Source organism: Sutcliffiella sp. FSL R7-0096 (assembly GCF_038595065.1).
Taxonomy (GTDB): Bacteria; Bacillota; Bacilli; order Bacillales; family Bacillaceae_I; genus Sutcliffiella_A.
On sequence record NZ_CP152003.1, the window covers coordinates 2,858,863 to 2,881,713 of the forward strand.

Consider the following 22,851-nt stretch of genomic DNA (forward strand, 5'->3'; position numbering starts at 1 on the left):
AGAGATAACGATTCCTTTGGGCCATTATCTCTTATTGTTTCCCCATATCAATGCATCTCTATCTGTTCGACGTACAAACTCTGACTTTCCATTCACATACCTTTCCGGGTCATATAGAAATGCGGCAGACAGCTCTTCTTTTAATTTACTATACTCAAGGGCCTTTAGAGGAAAAGCCCTTAGGTAGTCCCTGAACAAGAGATGCCTTCTAATTTCCTCATTTTCTTCCAAATAGCAATGTACATGATGAGACCTTGCTTCTCCCCCCTTTTGAAAGTAACGTCGACCTTTTATTCCATTTTCTCCCTTAGCCTCGTAGCCCAATTCTTTCATTTCCTTAGTTAGTTCATCCAATTCATCTATTGAAGTAACTTCTATTAAGATATCAATTATCGGCTTTGCCTTAATTCCTGGAATGGCAGTACTACCGATATGATGAATTTTTATGGCCACTTCCTTTAAAACATGTTGCAAGCGATTCTTTTCTAACAGATACTCTCTTTCCCATTCAGGATTGTAATCCTGTACTTCCATTTTTCTAGGCATCTACTTAAACTCTTTCCAATTCTGATTGCTCTCCTCAAACAACTCTTCAAATGATTTATTTTTCTCTTTCATTCGCTTCTCTTCTTTTATTCTTGCTGCTTCTTGCTCTTTTTGCTGTTGTTCTGTTTGGACAAGCTTGTCTTTCATGGATTTCAGTTTAGAAAAGACATCTCCCTCTAATTGATCCTTCAATGACACTTTCTCCTCCTTCTTACCCGTCACTGGACTATGATTCTTCCTATGCTTTTTCTTCAAGACAAGCTCACTCCTATCAACATTTTCTAATAGTATAGCAAATTACTATTTGTCTATAAACACACATTAAATTATAAACCATTTTTAAAGATATATATTATTACTTTATAATAATTATAAAAAAGTATTGATTTTTGATTGATAACTGTTATCATTATAAATGTAATCTTATTTTTTAAATCGAGGTGAAGGATATTGACAACAAATAATAGACTTACAACAAGCTGGGGGGCTCCAGTGGGAGATAACCAAAACTCCATCACTGCAGGCTCAAGAGGGCCAACCCTCATACAAGATGTACATCTTTTAGAGAAACTTGCCCATTTCAACCGCGAACGCGTACCTGAGCGTGTAGTGCACGCCAAAGGTGCAGGTGCACATGGATACTTCCAAGTCACAAATGATGTAACAAAATATACGAAGGCAAAATTCCTTTCAGAAATAGGAAAACGCACCCCCCTATTTGTCCGATTTTCTACAGTAGCGGGTGAGAATGGTTCCGCGGATTCAGTTCGTGACCCACGAGGGTTTGCTGTGAAATTCTATACAGAGGACGGGAACTATGACATTGTCGGAAACAATACACCGGTGTTCTTCATTAGAGATGCCATAAAGTTTCCCGACTTCATCCATACCCAAAAACGTCATCCTCGAACTCATCTGAAAAATCCAAATGCCGTTTGGGATTTCTGGTCACTTTCACCTGAATCCCTTCACCAAGTGACCATCCTGATGTCTGATCGTGGCATTCCTGCTACTTACAGACACATGCATGGTTTTGGAAGCCACACGTTCAAATGGGTGAATGAAGAAGGTGAAGGAGTTTGGATCAAGTATCATTTTAAAACAGAACAAGGTATAAAAAACCTGACTGAAGAGGTTGGAACGAAGATTGCCGGTGAGAACCCTGATTATCATACAGAGGATCTATTTAATTCGATCGATAAAGGCGATTATCCGGCTTGGAAGCTTTATGTCCAGATTATGCCTATGGAGGATGCAGATACTTATCGTTTTGATCCATTTGATGTAACGAAGGTATGGTCACAAAAAGATTATCCGTTGATGGAAGTTGGACGGATGGTATTGGATCGAAATCCAGAGAATTATTTCGCTGAGGTGGAGCAGGCAACTTTCTCTCCAGGAACACTTGTACCTGGTATTGATGTATCGCCTGACAAAATGCTGCAGGGTCGTCTCTTTGCCTATCATGATGCACATCGTTACCGTGTTGGAGCCAATCACCAAGCTCTGCCAATTAATCGCGCACGCAATGAAGTGCATAACTATCAACGCGATGGCCAGATGAGATTTGACAACAACGGTGGAGGTTCCGTCTATTATGAGCCGAACAGCTTAAATGGCCCTAAGGAAACTCCAGAAAACAAGCAGGCTGCCTATACCGTTTCAGGTGTGGTGGACAGCGTAGGATATGATCACAATGATCACTATACACAAGCTGGGGACCTATATCGCCTTTTAAGTGGGGAGGAGCGTTCCCGCTTAGTAAAAAATATTGTCGGGGCAATGGCGCCTGTGGAAAATGAAGAAATCAAGCTTCGACAAGTCGACCACTTTTACAAAGCTGATCCGGATTACGGCAATCGCGTTGCAGAAGGGCTTGGATTAAAAAGCCCACAAAATGTACGCTAGTTAACCATTTTACTAACTTTACTTTTCTCTTTTATTCTCACTTCTGTCAAGCAGGCGCTGTTTTCAGGTGCCTGCCTTAAATCTAATCAATCGGAGGTTATCTTTATGAATACAAAAATATGCAAAACATGTGAAAAGCCTGCTAAGCAACTGAAGCATTCCATACTATGTGGTTGTGGAGTGAAAATACGAATTAGATAATTGGGAGCAGCTACTTTAATATTCAATCCAGAAGCCGGCAATATTAATTGCCCGGAAAGGCTGCTCTCCTTCAAGTTCCATATAGCCCTTTCCAAACACTAAATACCAATCATAAATGGATTCTCTTACGGGTAGAATTTCAACATTCGTGCTTAATGTATCATCCTCCGCTATCACCGTCGTCAGTTTAGCGCATTCAAAAGATAATAAGCATTCAAACCCTTCCTTGGAATCGATATATTGTTCAAATGAACCAGGGTGCGTCGGGACTCTTATGACAGCAAATATAATTAATACGATGGCAATCAATAATACAACCTTCGATTTCTCTAACACTTTAATTGGATAAAATATAATTATTATCCCTATTATCCCTATCAAACTTATCCAGAGTAATGGATCATAGTCAAATACCTCGGAACCTACAAAAGAATTTACTGAAATGAAGCATAAATAAACAAATATTCCCTTTCTTTCACCTAAATCGTGAAGTTCTTTTTTATGCCTTGAACTTAAAAACAATATAAATATAGAAAATAAAAATATGAAGCCCATAAAAACAAAATTAATAATCAAACCTTCATTCAGCTCCATCTCTCTATGTGATACTTTATGTATTCTTGTTATCATCCCAATTTTCCCAGTTTAATAGGCATAAAAATAAGACTGGTAGAATGCAAGAATCCAACCAGCCTCCCCCCTTTAGCTGCCTACCTTTTCAAGATATACGAATTTATTCTCTTTTGACATGGAAACAGAAGATAGGAGAATCCTCCACCCCTTTAAAGGACTTCCACATTTAAAATGCAACGTGTCCGTTTCTCCAAGCTCCAATGTATAACTTCTACTTACACACCAATCCACCTTTATCTGAAAGGTGTAAGTTCCCGGTTCTAAATCAATGGTTTCCTTACCACCATTCGCAATTTCACCGATGATTTTTTCATTAGCCAGGATCTGATAGTTTCTCATCTTGTTTGCAAATTGATCATCTCGTTCAAAGACTACTTTAGCCATCTACATTCCTCCTACTCTATTTCACTAAATTATACCAGAAACCTTACTCATTTACTAAATTTTACAAACCTCTCCCATCCACTCTAATTTCTTCAAACAGCTTTTATGACTCCTCTTCCGGGCTAGATGAATAGATAAGATATTCAGCTCGTGGAATGGAGGGATGGACTTCTCTCATAGAAAAAGGCAGCTTTACCGTAAGCTACCCTTTCCGTTTTCATTGTTCTATACAATTTCTAATGAAAGGAACGCCAAAAAGCTCCTTTTTTATCAATGATACTAGCAATCTGCTTAAAAGGTATTTTAAAGGTCGGAAACCCTGCTGCATATGGAGCAATTTCATAAGGTGTAAAGTAAAGAAACAAGGAATCACTCGACACGTAGAATGGCTGATCGGGTTGAATCCCTTTAAACGCATCAGGAAAATAATTATCAGGGTTTTCCTGTATTTGTTTCTCAACCAAATCACTTAACACCTTTACAAAGTCACTATTCGGTTTGAACAAATCTTTTAATACATAAATTTTACCAGAATCAATGTCTATCGGTACCATGATTTGTGTCGGCATCCCATGAGCGGCGCCAAAAGGATAATTGTAACCGTTAAGCTCTAAGATTAATAAGTTCTTTTTATAATATTGCACAGAAAAATCACCTGTGTAATTATAATCCAGCTGTTTATCCGATGGAACGGGTATAATTTGAGATTGCGTACGTAGGTCTTCGTTCACTTTTTTCTCTGCTTCTTTATTTTTCATCCCTTGCAGCTGGGGAAAATACACTAGATAATCCTTATTCGGGCGGTACTTTTCCTCTCGGATAGTAACGTTCCTATTTACCGGGATGACCGAATTTTGAGCATACACTAGATTTCCACTTTTATCATAATAGGACAACCTCTGATCCACAAACGCTTTTACTAATTGCCCTTCCAGAGATAGCGTTCCAATACCATCAATAACAGGAAGTTCTTTCGCCTGTCTGCCACTTTTGTTGATAAAGAAACTTTTAAGTCCTTGTGTTACAGAGCTGTATTCCCCCTTGAAATTGTTAACTGCATCATATTGAAAGTCTGTCAGAATTTGTCCGCTCAACGTATCGGCTATTGCGTATATGGAGCCAACAAAAGGTTCCTCAGGGTTAATAGCTCTACCGATTGCTGCTCTGTTCCCACCTAGTTGGTTAATATCGTTGAATCTTGGAGAAATGATGTAATTTCCGGCCGTATCAATTAATCCGTATCTATTTTTATAGTCATAAGAAGCATTGACAACAGCCCTTCCCCCTTGAAAAGGTAAGGCCATCCCAAATTGCGGCTTAATTACAATATTCCCAGCCACATCAACATACCCGGCTTTATCTTGGTAGTTCCTTTTAAAAGAAATAAGCCCTTCACTCAATCCACTCATCTGTTCATACGGATAAGTTTGAAGTTGGGTTCCCGTTGAATCTAACAAGGCATACAAGCCATCTTTCACCTGTACAAGTGCTTTTCCCTCACTCATATCAAAAGCATACTGATATTGGGCAGGTATTGCTACATTCCCGTTGAGATCTAGGTATCCATAAAGGGTGTTTCCCCCATTTTTGTAATCCTGAAAAACCGCTCGGCCTCCCTGATAAGGACTGATGAACGAATATGGTCTTTGGGTCAATACTTTACCTTTCTCATTTAAAACAACTGAACCACCCTCATTTAACATGGCAATGGCACGGCCCTCGGTAAAAGGTAAAATAGAACTATACATGGGGCGAACCACGAATTTACCTGTTTGTGTAATAACCCCTGCCCCACCCTTGCGAACAATCGCTAGCCCGTTATGCTGGAATTCTCCGGCATCTTCAAAGGTCGGTTTTAGCACAAACTTCCCCTTTTCATCTATATATCCCCACTTTGTTCCTTCAACTGTTCTAACAGAAGCAGGAAACAAACGCGGTTTAATTATTCTTCCGAACATATATGTGGTCACCCCATTAGTTTTTGATATCTTATGGGGTTATGCCACGATAGGTGAAAGCCTAACAAGTCCAGTTAAAAAAAGATCGTCTCACTAATTATTTGTTAGAAACTTGTGGTTTTCATTATCTTCAATAATCTACGCAAAACATAATTTTCCCTTTCGATCCAACCATTATGTTCTGGTAGAGTCATAGCATACTCATTTTGAGTAATCACTTCTTCCACCAACATCCACTTAGGTGTAAATTCCTGTTCTATCTCATATCCCTCTAACTGTTGAGCAACAGTCTTTCCGCTGCACTGGCATAAGAAGTAATGAGAGATCATTTCAAAAAGACCATCTTTATTGTAGGTGTCCTCAATTCTTTCCACATACACACCAAATTTCTTACCTATTGTCACATCTATGTAGCCTGTTTCTTCACCAATTTCCCGGACAAGCGCTGCTCTATGGGTTTCACCAGCTTCCACTCCCCCGCCAGGAAATTTGAAATCCCCTTTATTGGAGTGAACCATCAATATTTGGCCATCGCGGATAACAACAGCCCTCACCGCTTCCCTAACTTTTAACTCTTTATCTTGTATTTTTTCTATCCCTATAAATTTATTAAAATACATATCTAACACCTTTCATCTAAAAGCCTACTTCTTCTTTTTTTAACCACCCAATAGCATTCATATTATTAAGATGGTGGAAATACAGAGCATCGTCTGTTTCTGTTACTCCCGTTATATTCGTATAGGGTATGGAATTACTTTGCATATCTTCTACTACTTCACCCGATTCATTAATTGCGATAACATGTGAGTAACCTGCCCCTTTTGGCAACATTTTAGCTGGTAGACGCATTGCCATTTTCCTTAATACCGGCTTATCAGAACTAAGTTCCAAAAATTCATTTCTGGGCATGATTAATCCAATCCATATCCTGCCTTGCTCTCCACGCATCATATTATCAGGTAGTCCTGGTAGATTATCCATGAGAACTTCTGCAAATTCACTTTCTTTCTTAGTGCTCACTTCCTGGCCTGCTTCTAAATTTAATTTCCACACTCGGTATCTTCCCGTTTCATTTATAAGGAGAAATTTTTCGTCCTCACTTAAGGCAATTCCGTTTGCAAAGCTAATATCCTTCATTAGAACTTTAGTCTTTTTTGTAGACGGATTAAACGCCAATACTCTTCCTGTACTTCTATTCTCAAGAATATCTATCTCTCCTGCGCGTCCTACATCACCTATTTCTTTCGCTTTAATTCTTTGAGATGCATCTGTAAAATAAATTGTGCCACTGTTAGATACTACTACCGCATCAATAAAGTGTGTGGGATTCTCTTCACCAATATCTGTTATAAGTTCAATATCCCCGTCACCTTTTTCAAAATTGCTTATCTTAAGTAACCCGCCATGATTACCATACATTGGATCAGCAACTATGATTGATCCTTCATTATCAAAATCAAAGCCTAAAGGCCTGCCTTTTGTATTTGCGATTTCTTGCAACTCCGTACCATCCTCTCGTACACGGATAATTGCACCAGTTTTTGTAGCTGCATATAACCAACCTTCACGATAGACTATATGCTCTGGCTCTGCGTATTCCTTAATAGATAGATATTCCATCCCACTTAGTCTAATATTCTTCTCAAAAACACCAACATATCCTTCGGGTTTTGGAGATTCCCATGCAACAGGGTCAATCGAGACAGGCCAAAATAAAAGATACAAAACAAATACTGTACCGATAAAAGTAATAACTTTAAGACTGATGCGTTTTTTCATAGTTATTCCTCCAACTCCAATAACTACCATATATTACTTATTATCTATCATACATGCGTATCAGTAAATAAAAATAAGGATAACCAACAGGATTGTATACTTTCAATGTTATTCTACCTACTTTTAAATATGTAGCTATTAAGCGAAATGGCAGAAGTTTAGAGTTTAAGTGTAGAAGTTTACTTGGGAAATGTAGAAGTTATTGTGGGAAATGTAGAACTAGGCAATAAAATGGTAGAATTCGAAGCGTAAACGGTAGAAGCACCTTTACTTCACACAAAAATAAAAAAGCAGGTGCACTCTCATCAGAGTTACACCTGCTAATCTTCGTTTCTTATCACTTGATAGTGAGTTTGTACAAGTCCTGATGGGAATGACCTGCTCTCAAGAAGCTCTAGCTTGTTTTATTTTCGGTTTCTTTAAATAATCTTACGGCACCATCAAATTTCCCTCCAATACAAGCATCGCATTCATTTCATTGATAGTAGCAATTAAAACAACAGGAACAAGCACCATGTGCAATGTCCCTGTTGCTCTTTCCTATTGTTCAGTCACTTCCAAAGGAAACATCCCAGCTTCCTTCAATGGATCAAGATCTTCATCTTCCATAGACATTTCAATAAATAGTCCATCCTCATCCGCATCAAACAGTTCACCCAAATGAGCGGCTGATTCCTCGAATCTACCTAACAAAGATAAGTAGCATGCACGATTATATAAAAGCATGGCGTCTTCGGGATCCAATTCTAATGCCCTATCCACCATTTCTAAAGCCTCGGGGAATTCGCCATTTAACCTTAAGGCTATACTGGCTTCATTTATAATCTGCGTGTCTTCGGGATCTATTTCTAATGCTTTCCAAATCGTTTCTTTTGCTTCCAAGAATCGATTGTTTTCTCTATACAGGAGTGCCAGCTGGTAGTACGCTCCTGGATCTTCGAGATTGGACTCGATCGCTTGCCTATATGTTGATTCCGCTTCTTCTATGTGACCCTGTAATTTAAGTATATATCCATATTGCAATAGATACCTCGAAGCTTCTTCTTCCGCTAGACACCTTTCCACTAGCTCTTGTGCTTGAAGCAAATATTGATGATGTTTTTTCTCAGGCGCTTCTTCCAAGTATTCCAGTATGGTAGAAGTTAGTTGATATGCGACATCGTAGTCCCAATGATATTTAAGGGATTTTTCGTACGTCTTGATGGCATCTGTTTTCATATCGAGTTGCAGGTACACCTCCGCCATCCAGAAGACTGCTGTTACATTTTCTCTGTCATGTTTCAACGCATTTTCGTAAAGGCTGATTAAAATCCCGAAATCTACACTTAGTCTTCCAAAGTTTTTAATTTTTTTGAACCAATTCCTTTTGGTAAGATCGTATTCTTCTTTTTCTCTTCTTTCCAAAAGCACTTTATCAAAGGCAGCTGCTGTGTACATGCTGACTTTACTCTTATCTTGATCAGAAAGCTTAAGTCGATTTACGACTTTTTCCAAAGTGAGCATGGAACCCGCACTGACATGGATTTCTACCAAAAGCTCATACAAATTGCGGTTTTCTAATTCCCTATCAATTAATGGCAGAATCGCTTTTTTGGCTGCTGAAAATTTCTTCTTTCGTATCATGATTTGTATTTGATGCATGAGAAGTGGCGTCTCCTCAGGTTCCAAAGCAAGAGCTTTCAACACATACTCCTCTTCTTTCCCATAGTCGCCCAATGCTCCATATACATATCCAAGACTGTCATATACAAAAGAAGCATTTCTTTCATTCAAAAGATTTTCTAACTCCTCTTTTAGTTCCATCAATTCGTTTTCCTTTAAAAGAGAGGCGAAATATTCAATATTTATGGCATATGGGTTAAGAGCAAAAGCCTTCCGGATATGAAAAAGCTCTTGTACGTTATGATTCAGCCGTTGACAGATATCAGCAATATTGATGTGGGCCTGAACATGGGTCGGATCAAGCTCAATAACCATTTTGTAATATTTTCTCGCATCTTTATCTTCATCGAGCTTAACCAAAATTTCACCTAAACGATAAAGAGGTAATATTTCGTATGCCTTGGAAAGACCTAATTCATAACATTCTCTTGCTTGATACCACAACCCGCTACTCTCATATAAACAGCCTATATACGTTGGATAGAGATAGTTTTCCACATCCTCTTCGTGTTTGACCTGCAGGAAATGGATCCCCCTTTCGTTATAAGGAGTATCTTCAATCAGATTGACATACAGTTCTAGTGCGTCTTCAATATTTGCTGGCGCAAGGTTGATTCCTTTTTCTAACAAGGAAAGGGCCTGTTCCAAATGGCCTGGGGGGGCTTCCATTTCCAGGGCGGCTTCCCACATATATTTTCCTGCATTCACCAAATACTCACTGTCATCCTGGAATCTTTCATAATGCTCATTAAGCCAAGTATACGCTTCATTAAATTTCCCTTCTTCTTTTAACAGATGCCCAATATTCACCCAGCCTGACGGATCCTCCGGATACTTCTCTGTTGCACGTAAGTATAGAACCCTTGCATTCTCATACTCTTTCTGGCGTTCATAGAAGTCACCAAGTTCAAGAAGAAGGAGGATCGCTTCCTCGGTTTCTTTTAACCCCTCCTGTAAAAGAAGTTCCGCCTTTTCTGGTTGCATAAAGACAAATTCGTAAAGATGGGACAGCTCACGATACGGTACGGCTATTTCGGGATCGAGTGAAATGGCTGTCCTGAATCCTCTTTCTGCATGAGAGTAGCGTTCTAACTCCTTGTCACATCTTGCTCTTTCAAACCATGCATGACCATGCGACTTTACTTCCTTTAAGACCGAACTAAATTGTCCTCTTGCCTCTGTATAAAACTTATTATCAAACAAAATCATTCCATGGTTGATCTTGATGAATGTATCCAGATCGTTTATATCCATTGCAATCGTCGAGTAATTAAGAGCATGTTCATCCAGCCCTTGAAAGGAAGAGGAAAGGGCAAGGTAGGACCACAGAATAAAGTCATCCGATTCAAAAGCGATGCCTTTTTTGAAACATCTTGCCGCCTCTTCATGTTCATTCTTCTCGTAATTGATCCTTCCTTTTAAATACCAGTAGGCGGATTGATAATAATGCGCTTTCACCTGTTCAAGGTATTCTTCCGCCTGGCTCCATTTTTTAACTCGGACATACGCCATCACAATAATCAGGTATTTATATTCTTTTTCAAAATTGGACAGTTCCACAGCCTTTACAGCTTGTGCCAGCAGATCTTCCTCATCCTGTTTTGCAAGGAACTTCAAGAAACTTGCAGTAACGATGATATCCGTTATATTTTTGCGAATAAAGGATTTATCCTCTTCGGCAAATTCCTCATTACAGTTTTCTCCGAGTACCTGGATTCTCGCAGCAACCTCATGGTCTTTTTCTTCTATAAAATAAAGAGAAGCTGCCTGTTGTGATGGAACGACCGCAATTGCCAACGCGTGACTATTGCTAAATTCTTCATGGAATTTTTCATATTCCACATAGACGACATCCGTCAGGTTTGGATCCTGAATAAGAAGACACTGTAAATTATCATCATAGCCTACCACTAACTGTACATGGGAGGAGGTAGGATACTCCAGGCTCATGATGACAGAAATGCCTGACTGTAACATCTGTTTGATCAACTTGACATTGCTATAGAAATATCTGCTATAGAATCCCCTTTCCTCCAAGAAAGTTATAGCCTTCGAGATACTAGAACCTGAAACCGTAAAGATGGACTCTGCCACTTCCTCTTGAGAAACGTGATGGCCATACATGCTGAATACCATCTCAAGACTCGCTGGTACACAGTAGTTGCTCTTTTGAATGGTCGGTTTGTACTCTTTAATAAATATGGATTCTCTATTTACCGTTTCTGGCAGATGTTTAAAATGAGTCTGAGTAGCGATCCTTTCGTACTTTTGCAGGAAATTACGTAAAGATGAAATATCATGTTGATGGTAATAGCTTTCTGCCACCCACAAGCTGGTAATCGTTTGATAGCTATGAAAAGGAGTAACCTTTTGAAGTGCCTTAACGCTCTCCCTCAGTTCGGACCATTCTTTTGTTTTATAATGGTATCGCAGTTTCTCCATTTGCAATCTTGGAAAATCAGGATATTGTAGCATGGCACGGTCGATATAACTTTTTGCTTCCTGCCAATTCCCTTGAAGCATAAAATGCCTGATTAACATTCCAAAAGAATAGACGGCGTCTTTCTTGTCCTGAAGACCTTCAAGAAGAAGTCTTATTCCTTCGTCCCATTCACCTTTTTGGAGATAGTAATAGCCCCAGCGTGTTTTCATGGAATCGGAAGTCAATTCTTCGCATTTTTTCATATAATCATAGGCAGCTTGGTATCGGCGCATTCGTATACACGCAATTGCCAGGTTATAGGCGATTTTTTCTTCTTCTTTTGGTGTTATATCTTCGTGTAATAATGTTAATAGCAAGCTCTCCGCTTCGATAAGCTCTCCTTGGTCCATTAGCTCTTCACAATACCAGATGGTGGACGTTACCGTTTTCTTTTTACGGTGATTGGCCCTTATTAAAATTCCAGAAACATCATCCATCAGAGCAATGTCCAACACCTGTAAAAGTGGTCTCATTTCATCATCCGTTAGTGCCAGAACTTCCCGGAACGCTGACAATTTCGGCTTTTTCAATAATTCGGTGAAAGTATCCATAAATAGTTGGAGCGCAGCTTGATAATCAGTTTGTTCCATTAGTTGTGCCAACTGTTGTGTTTTTAACATGAATTCTCCTCAGATCCCATTCAAAATTTTTACATATCTAGATTAAATATACGATGATTCCATTCTATTTACCATCTATTTTTTAAGGTAAAATGACTTATTATATAAAGCTCTTTTCTCAAAGATTGTTGTTATTTTCTAGTAAAAAGTCGGCAATTGGACTTTTTACTGCTTTCATACTCTATAGGGTGCAAGTAGTTTCTTAAGTTCGGCAGGGAAAAGAGCACGACAGTAAGGAAAATAACGGTTGATGTATCCATACGAAAAAGCAACAAAGTTTACGAAAAGAGCCTTATATAAAGAAAAAAGCTGCCCATTTTGGGCAACTTTTCTCCCGGTCTCATCCGCTTTTTTTGAAACTACCTTTTTCTATTTTAGAACCCTTGACTCTATATATGGAAGAGACATATTCTATACGTTCTGACCGCATGATATCTAACGGTGTTACATCCCCTGTAACCAAATCCTCCACCAGATCTATCCCTATATGTTGAAAAGCCTTATCGATTATTTCCGAACAGATATACCGGTCCTGTTCATGTATGATGATATTCCATCGAAAATAACGTTTCACACATAAAGAAATAAGTCGCCACCAATCATACCCTTTGGAGGTGGATACCTTTTTATGAAGAAACTGAAGCAGCTCTTTTTGTTGATCAACTGTCAAGTCCACTTTCAATCTGTATAAATCATATTCCTTATACGGATTCTTCATGATCTCCATTTTACGATACAAATCAACTTCACATATATGCTCTTCATCCACGGCAATGGTCACATGGGTGTATTCAGATTTCAGAAAAAAACGGATAAAAGGGCTGAAATTACAATTCCCTTTTACAAAAAGTAAATCTCCAACTTTCATTTTCACTCATCACCCCAAAACTATAAAATCAGGTAAAATATTCCTATATGTATCTTCCTTATTATATAATAAACTTTAAGACTTTTTTACTAATCATTTAAATAATGTCTTTAATTAGAACGACTTGGTTCAAAAGTGGATTTACACTATAATGGGAGTACTAGAATTAAAGGAGTTAGCCGATAATGGACAAAAAAGAATTGGAACAAACAATCATACAAAACTATCAAAAAGAAGAGAATATGATGATACTCATTTTTGCTCAATGGTGTATTAATCAGGACTTGGATCCTTTTACGCTTTATACGAAGGCATACCCTAATCAGTCAAATAATCCTGCACTTGCCCAAGCCTTGGAATTGACAGTGCCTAAGGAAGAAGCTGGGGATATATCAAACGATACGTTGTTAGGGGTATTAGCCATGTTTGGTAATGATGACTTAGCTTTTGTAGTGTCGGAGGAAATGGAAAAGGTAAAGAAAAAATAGGTATTCATTGTATAAGCAAAAGGCTGTTTTCGTAAACTTTGTTGCTTATCCGTATTTTTGAATCAATCGTTATATTACTTACTGCTTTGAGAAAAGAGCCAAACAAAAAGAACGGCGTAAGCAGCCTGTTTCCTGCTTACGCCGTTCTCTTATTTTTTTCGTGTTTAGCAATTACGTTTCCTCTGTTAGACCATATGATTAAAGGCAACAAGAGAAGAGATAAAAGTCCCCCGCCAATTGACAGTACCGAATAGCTAGTATGTGAGACTACCATACCCGACATCATGCCTCCAGTTGCCCCAGATAATGCGACCAGCACATCCATGGAGCCTTGAACCCTTGCACGTGTGGAAGGCGTCGTGGCATCCACGATCGTTGCCGTCCCGCTTATCAAACCGAAGTTCCAGCCAAGACCAAGTAGTGCCAAAGCCAAAATCAATACAAATAAATTGTCACCAGGAGCAGTCGCTGCAACGATCCCCGCAAAAAGCAGCGTTACACCCGCAGCTGAAGCCATTGTGGTTCGTCCGACCTTATCGACCAGTACACCGGTAATTAATGAAGGTAAATACATGGCGCCAATATGAATCCCGATTACAAGACCTATAGCATCCAGCCCGTGTCCGTGGTGACCCATATGAATTGGTGTCATCGTCATGATTGCAACCATCACCATCTGAGTCAACACCATTACAGATCCACCGACGATGATTCCTCGATTATTCTTTGCATGACTGGTATTTGTGGTTTTCTCCGGACTTACCAGTTTCTCATTTTCCAATGCTTTAGAAACCAATAAAGGATCTGGTCTCATTAGGACAAGTAATATCAATCCAGCCAAAATAAATGCTGCCGCTCCTAAAATAAATGGACCCGCTAACGACGGTACACCTATTGAAACCGCAAAATCTCCCATTACACCAACGAGATTAGGTCCTGCTACTGCCCCGAGTGTCGTCGAAACTAGTGCAATACTAATTGCCTTACCTCGTTGCTTGGCAGATGCCAGATCTGTTCCGGCATATCTCGCTTGAAGATTGGACGCTGTTCCAGCACCATAGAATAGAAGGGAGAAAAACAGCAACCACACATTATTGGTGACAGCTGCAAGCACCACACCAAGGGCACTAATTCCTCCGGTTAGAAAACCTCCTGCCAAACCAATCCGGCGACCAGACTTTTGCGATACTCGGCCTATCAAATAAGCCGCTCCTGCTGAACCTAGTGTCAATAAGGCAACGGGAACTCCGGAATAAGCATCGGTACCAAGCATATCTTGAGCCAACAAGGCCCCTACCGTAATACCTGCTGCTAGACCTGCCCCACCGAATATTTGTGATAGCACAACTATAAAAAGTGTTCTTCGATATAATTGATGCATTTTTTCAGGGGAAGCGACTATCTCTTCCAATGTTGTTTTATGACCATGCATTATATTCTCCCCTTTTATTCTGAACAAACATTTCTTCCTATTTTAGCACGCTTTCCTCAAAAGGCTTACTGTTTTTAACATATATTTATTTAACCCATCATAAAGAATTTTAGAAGAACTTTATTAGGGGTTGAATCTATGCGTACAGTATACAGGCGGTGGTCTCAATATCCATATCAAGGAGAACAAATTCCCCCTGTTGGAAATCCTAACGCTGGCTTTTGGCCGATGTTTTTCATTAGGAGAGAGGGAAGCAATAGATTCCTGGATCCATTTGGAAAGGAAATTACTTGGCAGATAAAAGATCCTTTATCAATAGATTGGAATGGCGAATTACAGATTGTAGAACAAACCATGAGTGTCATTACTCCTCAGCAAATACAGAGCGCACAATATTGGGCTACTGGTGAGATAGCTGAAAGATTTTCTACTTTGCTTTATGATTTTGCTGAGCAATTTCCAAAGGGATCGCCAAACTGTGCCCGCATGCAAGGATTTTTTCATGCAACCATGAATGACGTCTTGGTAGTTTGTTGGTATTTAAAGTATTTATGGGATGTTGCCCGTCCGAGTCAGTATGGGAGAAATATCAGAAAGCTAATGGATACACCACGATTTCCAGGCTATCCATCTGCACACGCATGCTTAGCAGGCGCAGCTCAAGAAATTATGACGTATTATTTTCCACAAGAACAAGCCCGAATTAAAACTACTACCGACGCTTCCGCTCAGTCCCGGTTGTATGCAGGCGTTCACTTTAAAGTGGATAATGATGAAGGATTAAGACTGGGACGGCAAATTGGAAGGATGGTAGTGGAAGTGTTAAAGGTTCAGAATGTGAAACAGTAGATAGTTGTTTTAAGTATGAAACTTTCATAACACTTAACCGTATAGGTTAAGTATGAAGACACTTTAAGCTACCATTTCTGATTTAAAATGTCTTCATACATAAAAACAATCTCTCATAGGAGTAGTATTCATGAAAAAATTCACAATGAAAGGCTTAATGAACTTATTGGGTCTAATGATCTTTCTAGGCATGATCATCATGGCCTTTACCAATCCATTGACCATAGATCCAAACATAGGAATCTATCAAAATGAGAAGGTTGTCATGAAAGGAACAACGATACACAAGTTTGCCATCTTTCTTTTACTTTCTAGCTTCACCTATTTTCTTCTTGTTCAATTATACTTTTCCACAAAAATGGGACGAAAATTATTTTTTATTATTCTAATTATCTTTGCCATCGCAGCACCGATTGTTGCTATATTTCTTGAAAGGTGATTAATTCTGAGTCACCTTTTTTGTTTTGACCAAAAGTCCACAGCTTATTCTATTGATGTGGCCTCTAAAACAATTTCTGGTAAATCTGCTGTATGTATTTTCATTTGTCATCCCCCAAAATCAATACAAAAATCATTTTTCTCTCGTTATTTCGTTATCGCGTAAATGCATGTGTCCGTGAGTTTTTTTCCATCCGCCGACAAATCTTCATTCTTCAATATTCCTTCCAATTCGAAGCCTAATTTTTCAGGAATGGACCTGCTTTTGTAATTGGTAGACTCACATTTGATTTCCATTCTATTAAACTTGAAATAATTTGTACCTAGTTCCTTTAGAGATGTGACTGCCTCATTCATATACCCTTTTCCTGTTGCGCGGGTATCCGACCAATACCCGATCTCGCATTTAGGAACCTCCCAGTTGATGGACAACAAGGTGACAACACCGACAAACTCCAATGTATTCTTATTGAAAATCAAGTATCTAAAAGATTTTCTATTAATGAAATCATCATAGGCTTGCTTGAGATTTTTCTCTGTCTCTTCCAATAGTGGTACACTCTGTGCAAAGGGTAACCATTCTTTCAGTTCATTATGGGAGTGTCGAATAGCTGTATTGACAGTGGCACCATCGCTCTTTTCAAATGGTGCACGTAAAATCAATCTATCTGTTTCAAGAATTTGTGGAGCATTTCTGGAAAATGTGTTCATTTATCTCCTCCAGCCTTGATCGCCTTCAAAACATTTTCCTTTAATTTTAGATACTGCTTCAAATGTGTATCTTGAAAGGCTTCGGCTCTGTTGGAGAGAATATCGGCGTATAGTAACTCATTTTCAAATTGTGAAACAGTAAAATCATGGCGATTACCGTTTACACTGTTATAAAAATGCCACCCTTCTGACATCAAGGTTTTTACAATTTCTCCTCCTAACAAGTCCTGGACTACTAATGCCGTAACTCCACATTGCCCTTTGGCAGGAATCTCTGGACTCCACTTTGAACTTGTCGATATGGACCAAGATTCTAAAAGAGCGTCTAATAAAGTACCTTTTTCGGTAGTTATTTGTTCATTGGAATAATCATTAGCCTGCAATGATTCTATCAATCTTTCAATTGAGTTTATTACCAGATTTGGTTCATCATTTTGTATATAGTGTGTACTATTTTCAGCAATTATAAATTGACCATTTGAGGTGAACCTTAGAATCTCCTGTTGCATCCTGTTCCATAAAAGTTGGGATTCTTTAGAGTAATGTGCTTTTTTCCCTGCTGACACTATGATTGTTGGGGCATCCGTCACTCTGTTACTTATATGAAGCTGTTCCAAACTTTCCGTGAAATCTTGGAGGTCTCCTTCAAGAGTGAACTGTTTATTGTAGGACTCCTTGAATTCTTCAGACATGGTGGGAAGAAACCTTTCTGGATAATCTTCGGGAGTAGAATCTATTAAAACTAACCCAGCTACCTCCTGAGGATACAGGTTATTGAATAAACGCATGTTCACACCACCGTATGAATGGCCTACAAGAATATAGGGTGGCAATACTTTCTTACTCTTTAAAAGTTCTCTTAATTCCTCTACCATAAATAAGCTGGTCCTTGGATTATTGCTTCTTTCACTTTTCCCCAGTCCAGCTCTGTCATAGAGAAAAACCTGAGTTATTTTTGAGATTGCAGGATAGATTGATTCCCAAGCCTTTGAATAGTCTCCATAGCCAGAGTCCATAATGACAGTTGGAAATTCACTTAATTCTCCATAAAGTTTACAACCCAAGTGGAAACTGTTTAACTTTAATCGACTATCAGTCATTCGCTTCACCCTTACTTTACATAACTACTTTCACGCTTTTGTTTTTCCATATTTATTTCGGTCTTATGTAATTCCACCAATTTAAAAACTTCGTCTACTAAATGTTCCAAATCTCTTATACTCTCCCTCGGGTTCCCCAGTAAGATTTTATTCATTCTTATAAGAAAATCATCTGGTTTTAGCTGCATTTGTTCTATTTTATGCGGCATCCACTTGTAAGCAGGATGATGCACATACAGGGAGTTTAGTCCAAACAGAACACCCATCAATTTCTTTTGCACACCACATAAAACATCGTATAACATTAGCCAATCCTTACGTTCTAGAAGAGCATGACGATTATTCCACCTGCCTCCAAGATTAAGATTTTCTAAAATCATTTTGACTGCGAGCTCACTTGGGTAATTATCCACACTTCTTTTAAACGCATTGATTAAACTCTGACCATACAATCCTACCCCATCTTGAATCGAAGCAATCAGACACTGTTTATCAAAACTAACGTCATATCTCATCACTACATCTTTTATGAAAGATTGGATGGTTGAGATGAGAAAATTACTAATCTCCAATTTAATCCCGTCATGTGTTATATATGACTCTGACCACTCTTCATCTTCATAAGGATGATACGCTAAGATATTTCCCTGTACAGACTGAATAGGTCCATTTCTATCGTCATCGGTAGGGGCTTCCTTCCAATAAATATGTAATTCAATGTCTGAAAACTCGTCCTCCCAACCCATAGCGACGGAGCCAGCTAGCAGAATAGCATCTATTTTTGGGTTAGCTTTATAAATGGCTGCGATTTCTATGGCTTTTTGTTTTAAATTCATTTTATTCTCCATCCAAACTTACTAAATTCAATATAAATATGATAAATCGAAATTCTCAGCTACTTATTTTATGTATTCATCCAATTGCTGTTCTTCTATGAGGTCGAGGTTGCGTTTATTATCTACATAACGAAGGATGTGCTCCTTGATATTCGGATAGAGAATCACCTGATCCAATTCGGTTAAAGGAATCCATTTCACTCCTGTCTGATTGGGATCTGGATTAGCCGGCAATCTAGGAGTACATCCCACATTAATAGTACATTCAAACATTAACCCCAACGAGTGCACGTCTCCGTACTTATTGTTGTTTAGGTGAGGAGCATATTCATAAACAAATGCTAAAGGCCCCACTTGCACATCAATGGATGCTTCCTCTTTCGCTTCTCTTTTAACAGCTTCCTTTACCGTTTCCCCTGGCTCGGTACCTCCAGAAGGCAAATTGTAATGTAAACCATTTTCATCATTGAATTCAATCAATAAAATTGATTCGTCCTGAATGATCAATGCACCAGCTCTAACTCTAATAGGAAATGACATCTATCAAGTACCTACCTTTTTTATTTTAAATCACTCGGAATGGTTGCTTCTTTATTGATTTGTACGATCCATGAAATAATCGTTGTACTATCCCGTACGTTTTTTGATTGAATATCCTTCAGTAGTTTCCAGACACCTATCTCACAAGTCGCCACACCCTGAAACAAATGGTAGATATTTTTTGCATTACTATATGATGTGTTCGGGCATTCCACTAACCCGTCCGTTGTCATGAAAATATGATTTTCACCAGTTCGCAGTTCCTTCACACCCGTGCTATAACAAGGAATGTCCTTATTAAATGTACTTTCTTTACCGACCCATTCAAAAAAGCTACGGTGATTCTGTTGATATTCGCCTAACCGCTCTAGTTCAGGGTGATGTAGTAGCAATAAACAGTCCCCAACTGAAAACCACCATAAATACTTATCTTTGCGAAATGCAAATAAACAGGCTGTTTCTCCCTGCACATTCTCACACTCCTGTATGAAGCTTTCGCTTTGAAAGATTTCCAAAATCATGGAGTTGAGACTTGCAAATGTACTTTTTACTGGCAAAGTAAAAATGTCCAAAAACCTTGATTCGTTCTGATCAATTGTTGAAATAACCAATTCAGCACTCTCCGCTGAAAAATGTGCATCTAAGATTATAACAAACTCCCAATCTCGTTTATCATCACACCAGATTAAACAACCATCCTCATTTTTATATTGTCCCTCAGTGGAATTTCCACCAAAGCGGCCAAGAACAATATCTTCCCCCACCTTCATTACACTTATTTCGTCCACATAATGCTTCTTGCTTCCTACCCAGCTTAGTTTCTTTACCACCAAAGTATCCCTCCCTTATTGTCCTAAATACTTTGTTGGAAGCTCTTCTTCAATCAGCGTTTTCTCGAAATAGACTTTATATGCTTTTGCACTTGGCCTTGAACTAACAATATGTTCGAGTTTATTGTTCACGTAATGAAGTGCTACTCCATCGTCGGTTGCGGAGCCAGCGGTGATTTTATTGCCTGCCACCATTTCTTGATAGGCTGGTCTCCTTTTTTCTTCCCCGTCATAATGAGGACAGTTGCTACCTTCTAGAAACCCCAGGCACTCAATAGGTTCCAACACATCTCCAAAGGAGTCGGTCACTCCTTCTTGAAACCAACAGATGGATCCCGCGCTGATACCTGCCATTATAACTCCCTTGTCATATGCTTTTTTGAGAATGATATCCAGTCCCCACTCTCTCCAGAGTGTCAACAGATTCCGAGTGTTTCCTCCTCCGACATAGATGATATCCTTTTCTAATAAAAATTTTTCAAAGTCTCTTGTAGGAGGGGTAAAAAGGGAAAGATGGGAAGGTTCACATTCCTGCTTCTCAAAGAACTGATAAAACCTAGCAATATAATTATCTGCATCACCACTGGCAGTGGGAATAAAGCAGATTTTAGGTATGGACTCACCAGATTGTTGAAGGATGTAACTATCTAGCAATGGATTTTCAGGCTCCATAGAAAAGCCTCCTCCACCGAGGGCGATGATTTGTTTCATATGTTACTCGCACCTTTCTTCTTTAGTATGATCGATTAGGATTGTATGTGGTATATTGTACCATATTGGCAAGAGAGAAAATTAATTATTTAGAATTGGCTAATTTCTAAGAAAATAGGTACAAAAAAACACCGGAAACAAACCGATGTTTTTAGCTTTTCATGATACTATGTGAGAAAATATCAAATTTCATGGTTCTCCCCTCCTAATCATTACACAAGCTTCTATCAAGGGGCTGATTGTTTTTAATAAGAATAACCACAAAAACTTAATCATCTGTTTGTGTATTTTCCTATTATTTTTTCTTGTTGTAAATGTTGTTCGTCACGTTCGGATTTATGATGTATATAGTTCAGGTGTAGGTCCATTCATTATAGTAGGATTAATAATTTTTGCTATTGTGGTTCTTTATATTAAACGTTAAGTTAATTCCAATAAAAAACAGGAAGGAGTAAGTCCTTCCCGTTGGTTCGTAAGCAAGATCAAAAAACAACTTTTTAAAAAGCCTCCAGCTTCACATGCTCATCTACAATCAACGTCGGTTCCGTCGTGTTTTGTATATCCTCCACTGTAAAGCCGCTTGCAACTTCCACAAGCTTTAAGCCCTGCTCTGTTACATCCATAACTGCACGGTCTGTGATGATTCTGTCCACCACACCTTTACCGGTCAAAGGCAATGTGCACTCTTTCAAAATTTTTGCTTCTCCTGCTTTATTGACGTGATCCATTATGACAATGATTCGTTCAGCCCCATGAACAAGGTCCATCGCGCCACCCATGCCTTTGATCATTTTGCCTGGGATCATCCAATTGGCAAGGTCGCCATTTTCGCTCACTTCCATGCCCCCCAGAATTGCGATGTTAACATGACCGCCACGAATCATCGCAAATGATTCAGCGCTATCGAAGTAGGCTGCTCCAGGGATAGCTGTTACGGTTTCTTTTCCGGCATTTATTAGATCTGCATCCACATTCTCTTTTGTCGGGTATGGTCCGATACCTAATAGACCGTTTTCTGATTGCAGGACTACCTGTTTGTTATCGGATATGTAATTCGCCACAAGGGTGGGCATTCCGATTCCAAGGTTCACATAGTAGCCGTTCTCGATTTCCTTTTCAGCTCTTTTTGCTATTTTTTCACGGTTATTTATTGTTGTCATCGTTTGTTCCCCTCCTTGCTAGTCTCTTGTGGTAACACGTTCGATTTTCTTTTCTTGTTGACCTACGATTAGTCGTTGAACATAAATGCTTGGTGTTTGAATCAGGTTTGGATCCAAGTCACCGATTTCTACAAGCTCTTCCACTTCAGCAATGGTCACTTTTCCTGCTGCAGCAATCATGGGATTAAAGTTGCGAGCCGTTTTGTTGTAAATTAGGTTCCCCATTTTGTCTGCTTTGGTTGCTCTAACTAAACTAAAATCAGCGCTATAAGCTTCTTCAAGTAAGTATTCTTTTCCGTTAAATTCACGGACTTCTTTGCCTTCAGCAATCGGCGTCCCTACTCCTGCTGGGGTATAAAAAGCAGGGATTCCCGCTCCGCCCGCTCTGATTTTCTCCGCAAGCGTACCTTGTGGTGTTAGTTCTACTTCAAGCTCACCAGATAATACTTGACGTTCAAACTCTTTGTTTTCTCCGACATAGGAGCCGATCATTTTCTTGATCTGCTTATTTTTCAATAGCAATCCAAGTCCCCATTCATCAACACCGCAATTATTGGAAATGACCGTTAAGTCTTTTACTCCTGTTTCTACAAGTGCAAGGATCAAGTTCTCTGGTATCCCGCACAATCCAAATCCGCCCACCATGATGGTTGCCCCATCATGGATATCTTTTACCGCTTCCGTAAAGGATGTATATACTGGTTTCATCTTA

At 39.1% G+C, this 22,851-nt stretch carries 21 protein-coding genes and 1 pseudogene; 4 read left to right on the forward strand and 18 right to left on the reverse strand.

Features of this window, described 5'->3' with window-relative positions:
• Positions 1-24: 24 nt before the first annotated feature.
• Both MKY77_RS14615 and MKY77_RS14620 read right to left on the reverse strand, forming a co-directional pair.
• Entirely contained in the window at positions 25-546 is a 522-nt protein-coding gene (locus MKY77_RS14615; RefSeq protein WP_339146576.1) for a GrpB family protein, read from the reverse strand.
• Positions 547-801, reverse strand: coding sequence for a YqkE family protein (locus MKY77_RS14620; protein ID WP_339146577.1), 255 nt, complete (start codon positions 799-801; stop codon positions 547-549).
• Between the two features lie 192 nt (positions 802-993).
• Between MKY77_RS14620 and katA the strand changes: the two genes are divergently transcribed.
• Entirely contained in the window at positions 994-2,454 is a 1,461-nt protein-coding gene (katA, locus tag MKY77_RS14625) for a catalase KatA (RefSeq protein WP_339149830.1), read from the forward strand.
• A gap of 216 nt (positions 2,455-2,670) precedes the next feature.
• Here katA and MKY77_RS14630 read toward each other — a convergent pair whose 3' ends face one another.
• The 7 genes from MKY77_RS14630 to MKY77_RS14660 form a co-directional block, all read right to left on the reverse strand.
• Positions 2,671-3,285: a hypothetical protein gene (locus tag MKY77_RS14630; protein WP_339146578.1), complete on the reverse strand. Its 615-nt coding sequence runs from the start codon at positions 3,283-3,285 to the stop codon at positions 2,671-2,673.
• A 72-nt stretch (positions 3,286-3,357) separates the two neighbouring features.
• On the reverse strand, positions 3,358-3,672 hold the full coding sequence (locus MKY77_RS14635) for a hypothetical protein (RefSeq protein WP_339146579.1): 315 nt from the start codon (positions 3,670-3,672) through the stop codon (positions 3,358-3,360).
• Between the two features lie 236 nt (positions 3,673-3,908).
• Entirely contained in the window at positions 3,909-5,630 is a 1,722-nt protein-coding gene (locus MKY77_RS14640; protein ID WP_339146580.1) for a WG repeat-containing protein, read from the reverse strand.
• A 104-nt stretch (positions 5,631-5,734) separates the two neighbouring features.
• The gene (locus MKY77_RS14645; protein ID WP_339146581.1) at positions 5,735-6,250 is read right to left on the reverse strand and encodes an NUDIX domain-containing protein; all 516 of its coding nucleotides are present in this window, start codon (positions 6,248-6,250) and stop codon (positions 5,735-5,737) included.
• Between the two features lie 16 nt (positions 6,251-6,266).
• A complete protein-coding gene (locus MKY77_RS14650) occupies positions 6,267-7,412 on the reverse strand; it encodes an SMP-30/gluconolactonase/LRE family protein (RefSeq protein ID WP_339146582.1) in 1,146 nt (381 codons plus the stop codon).
• A 540-nt stretch (positions 7,413-7,952) separates the two neighbouring features.
• Positions 7,953-12,176: a tetratricopeptide repeat protein gene (locus MKY77_RS14655; protein ID WP_339146583.1), complete on the reverse strand. Its 4,224-nt coding sequence runs from the start codon at positions 12,174-12,176 to the stop codon at positions 7,953-7,955.
• A gap of 340 nt (positions 12,177-12,516) precedes the next feature.
• Positions 12,517-13,044, reverse strand: a complete 528-nt coding sequence (locus MKY77_RS14660; protein WP_339146584.1) for a hypothetical protein — start codon at positions 13,042-13,044, stop codon at positions 12,517-12,519.
• Between the two features lie 185 nt (positions 13,045-13,229).
• Between MKY77_RS14660 and MKY77_RS14665 the strand changes: the two genes are divergently transcribed.
• The gene (locus MKY77_RS14665) at positions 13,230-13,532 is read left to right on the forward strand and encodes a hypothetical protein (RefSeq protein WP_339146585.1); all 303 of its coding nucleotides are present in this window, start codon (positions 13,230-13,232) and stop codon (positions 13,530-13,532) included.
• 136 nt (positions 13,533-13,668) lie between these two features.
• Here the strand turns inward: MKY77_RS14665 and MKY77_RS14670 are convergent, their stop codons facing one another.
• Entirely contained in the window at positions 13,669-14,964 is a 1,296-nt protein-coding gene (locus tag MKY77_RS14670) for an MFS transporter (protein WP_339146586.1), read from the reverse strand.
• A gap of 138 nt (positions 14,965-15,102) precedes the next feature.
• Between MKY77_RS14670 and MKY77_RS14675 the strand changes: the two genes are divergently transcribed.
• Both MKY77_RS14675 and MKY77_RS14680 read left to right on the forward strand, forming a co-directional pair.
• The gene (locus MKY77_RS14675) at positions 15,103-15,813 is read left to right on the forward strand and encodes a vanadium-dependent haloperoxidase (RefSeq protein ID WP_339146587.1); all 711 of its coding nucleotides are present in this window, start codon (positions 15,103-15,105) and stop codon (positions 15,811-15,813) included.
• A gap of 130 nt (positions 15,814-15,943) precedes the next feature.
• The gene (locus MKY77_RS14680; RefSeq protein ID WP_339146588.1) at positions 15,944-16,252 is read left to right on the forward strand and encodes a hypothetical protein; all 309 of its coding nucleotides are present in this window, start codon (positions 15,944-15,946) and stop codon (positions 16,250-16,252) included.
• A 146-nt stretch (positions 16,253-16,398) separates the two neighbouring features.
• Here the strand turns inward: MKY77_RS14680 and MKY77_RS14685 are convergent, their stop codons facing one another.
• From MKY77_RS14685 to MKY77_RS14720, 8 genes and pseudogenes are all read right to left on the reverse strand, one after another.
• Positions 16,399-16,962: a GNAT family N-acetyltransferase gene (locus MKY77_RS14685; RefSeq protein WP_339146589.1), complete on the reverse strand. Its 564-nt coding sequence runs from the start codon at positions 16,960-16,962 to the stop codon at positions 16,399-16,401.
• A gap of 383 nt (positions 16,963-17,345) precedes the next feature.
• Positions 17,346-18,062 (reverse strand): annotated as a pseudogene (locus MKY77_RS14690) (alpha/beta fold hydrolase); the annotation flags it as partial.
• Positions 18,063-18,073: 11 nt separating this feature from the next.
• Positions 18,074-18,898, reverse strand: a complete 825-nt coding sequence (locus tag MKY77_RS14695; RefSeq protein WP_339146590.1) for a DUF4037 domain-containing protein — start codon at positions 18,896-18,898, stop codon at positions 18,074-18,076.
• A gap of 63 nt (positions 18,899-18,961) precedes the next feature.
• Positions 18,962-19,438 (reverse strand): NUDIX domain-containing protein, encoded by a 477-nt coding sequence (locus MKY77_RS14700; RefSeq protein ID WP_339146591.1) that lies wholly within the window; start codon positions 19,436-19,438, stop codon positions 18,962-18,964.
• A 20-nt stretch (positions 19,439-19,458) separates the two neighbouring features.
• On the reverse strand, positions 19,459-20,268 hold the full coding sequence (locus MKY77_RS14705) for a protein phosphatase 2C domain-containing protein (RefSeq protein WP_339146592.1): 810 nt from the start codon (positions 20,266-20,268) through the stop codon (positions 19,459-19,461).
• A gap of 15 nt (positions 20,269-20,283) precedes the next feature.
• Positions 20,284-20,979 (reverse strand): peptidase E, encoded by a 696-nt coding sequence (locus MKY77_RS14710; RefSeq protein WP_339146593.1) that lies wholly within the window; start codon positions 20,977-20,979, stop codon positions 20,284-20,286.
• A gap of 497 nt (positions 20,980-21,476) precedes the next feature.
• Positions 21,477-22,139, reverse strand: a complete 663-nt coding sequence (locus MKY77_RS14715; RefSeq protein ID WP_088018638.1) for a CoA transferase subunit B — start codon at positions 22,137-22,139, stop codon at positions 21,477-21,479.
• An 18-nt stretch (positions 22,140-22,157) separates the two neighbouring features.
• Positions 22,158-22,847: a CoA transferase subunit A gene (locus tag MKY77_RS14720; RefSeq protein WP_223489739.1), complete on the reverse strand. Its 690-nt coding sequence runs from the start codon at positions 22,845-22,847 to the stop codon at positions 22,158-22,160.
• Positions 22,848-22,851: the final 4 nt, after the last annotated feature.

Bases quoted from the DNA above. Each gene is read 5' to 3' on its own strand.
- MKY77_RS14615 (WP_339146576.1), bottom strand. From the start codon at position 546: ATGCCTAGAAAAATGGAAGTACAGGATTACAATCCTGAATGGGAAAGA.
- MKY77_RS14630 (WP_339146578.1), bottom strand. From the start codon at position 3,285: ATGATAACAAGAATACATAAAGTATCACATAGAGAGATGGAGCTGAAT.
- MKY77_RS14635 (WP_339146579.1), bottom strand. From the start codon at position 3,672: ATGGCTAAAGTAGTCTTTGAACGAGATGATCAATTTGCAAACAAGATG.
- MKY77_RS14640 (WP_339146580.1), bottom strand. From the start codon at position 5,630: ATGTTCGGAAGAATAATTAAACCGCGTTTGTTTCCTGCTTCTGTTAGA.
- MKY77_RS14645 (WP_339146581.1), bottom strand. From the start codon at position 6,250: ATGTATTTTAATAAATTTATAGGGATAGAAAAAATACAAGATAAAGAG.
- MKY77_RS14650 (WP_339146582.1), bottom strand. From the start codon at position 7,412: ATGAAAAAACGCATCAGTCTTAAAGTTATTACTTTTATCGGTACAGTA.
- MKY77_RS14655 (WP_339146583.1), bottom strand. From the start codon at position 12,176: ATGTTAAAAACACAACAGTTGGCACAACTAATGGAACAAACTGATTAT.
- MKY77_RS14660 (WP_339146584.1), bottom strand. From the start codon at position 13,044: ATGAAAGTTGGAGATTTACTTTTTGTAAAAGGGAATTGTAATTTCAGC.
- MKY77_RS14665 (WP_339146585.1), top strand. From the start codon at position 13,230: ATGGACAAAAAAGAATTGGAACAAACAATCATACAAAACTATCAAAAA.
- MKY77_RS14670 (WP_339146586.1), bottom strand. From the start codon at position 14,964: ATGCATGGTCATAAAACAACATTGGAAGAGATAGTCGCTTCCCCTGAA.
- MKY77_RS14675 (WP_339146587.1), top strand. From the start codon at position 15,103: ATGCGTACAGTATACAGGCGGTGGTCTCAATATCCATATCAAGGAGAA.
- MKY77_RS14680 (WP_339146588.1), top strand. From the start codon at position 15,944: ATGAAAAAATTCACAATGAAAGGCTTAATGAACTTATTGGGTCTAATG.
- MKY77_RS14685 (WP_339146589.1), bottom strand. From the start codon at position 16,962: ATGAACACATTTTCCAGAAATGCTCCACAAATTCTTGAAACAGATAGA.
- MKY77_RS14695 (WP_339146590.1), bottom strand. From the start codon at position 18,898: ATGAATTTAAAACAAAAAGCCATAGAAATCGCAGCCATTTATAAAGCT.
- MKY77_RS14700 (WP_339146591.1), bottom strand. From the start codon at position 19,438: ATGTCATTTCCTATTAGAGTTAGAGCTGGTGCATTGATCATTCAGGAC.
- MKY77_RS14710 (WP_339146593.1), bottom strand. From the start codon at position 20,979: ATGAAACAAATCATCGCCCTCGGTGGAGGAGGCTTTTCTATGGAGCCT.
- MKY77_RS14715 (WP_088018638.1), bottom strand. From the start codon at position 22,139: ATGACAACAATAAATAACCGTGAAAAAATAGCAAAAAGAGCTGAAAAG.
- MKY77_RS14720 (WP_223489739.1), bottom strand. From the start codon at position 22,847: ATGAAACCAGTATATACATCCTTTACGGAAGCGGTAAAAGATATCCAT.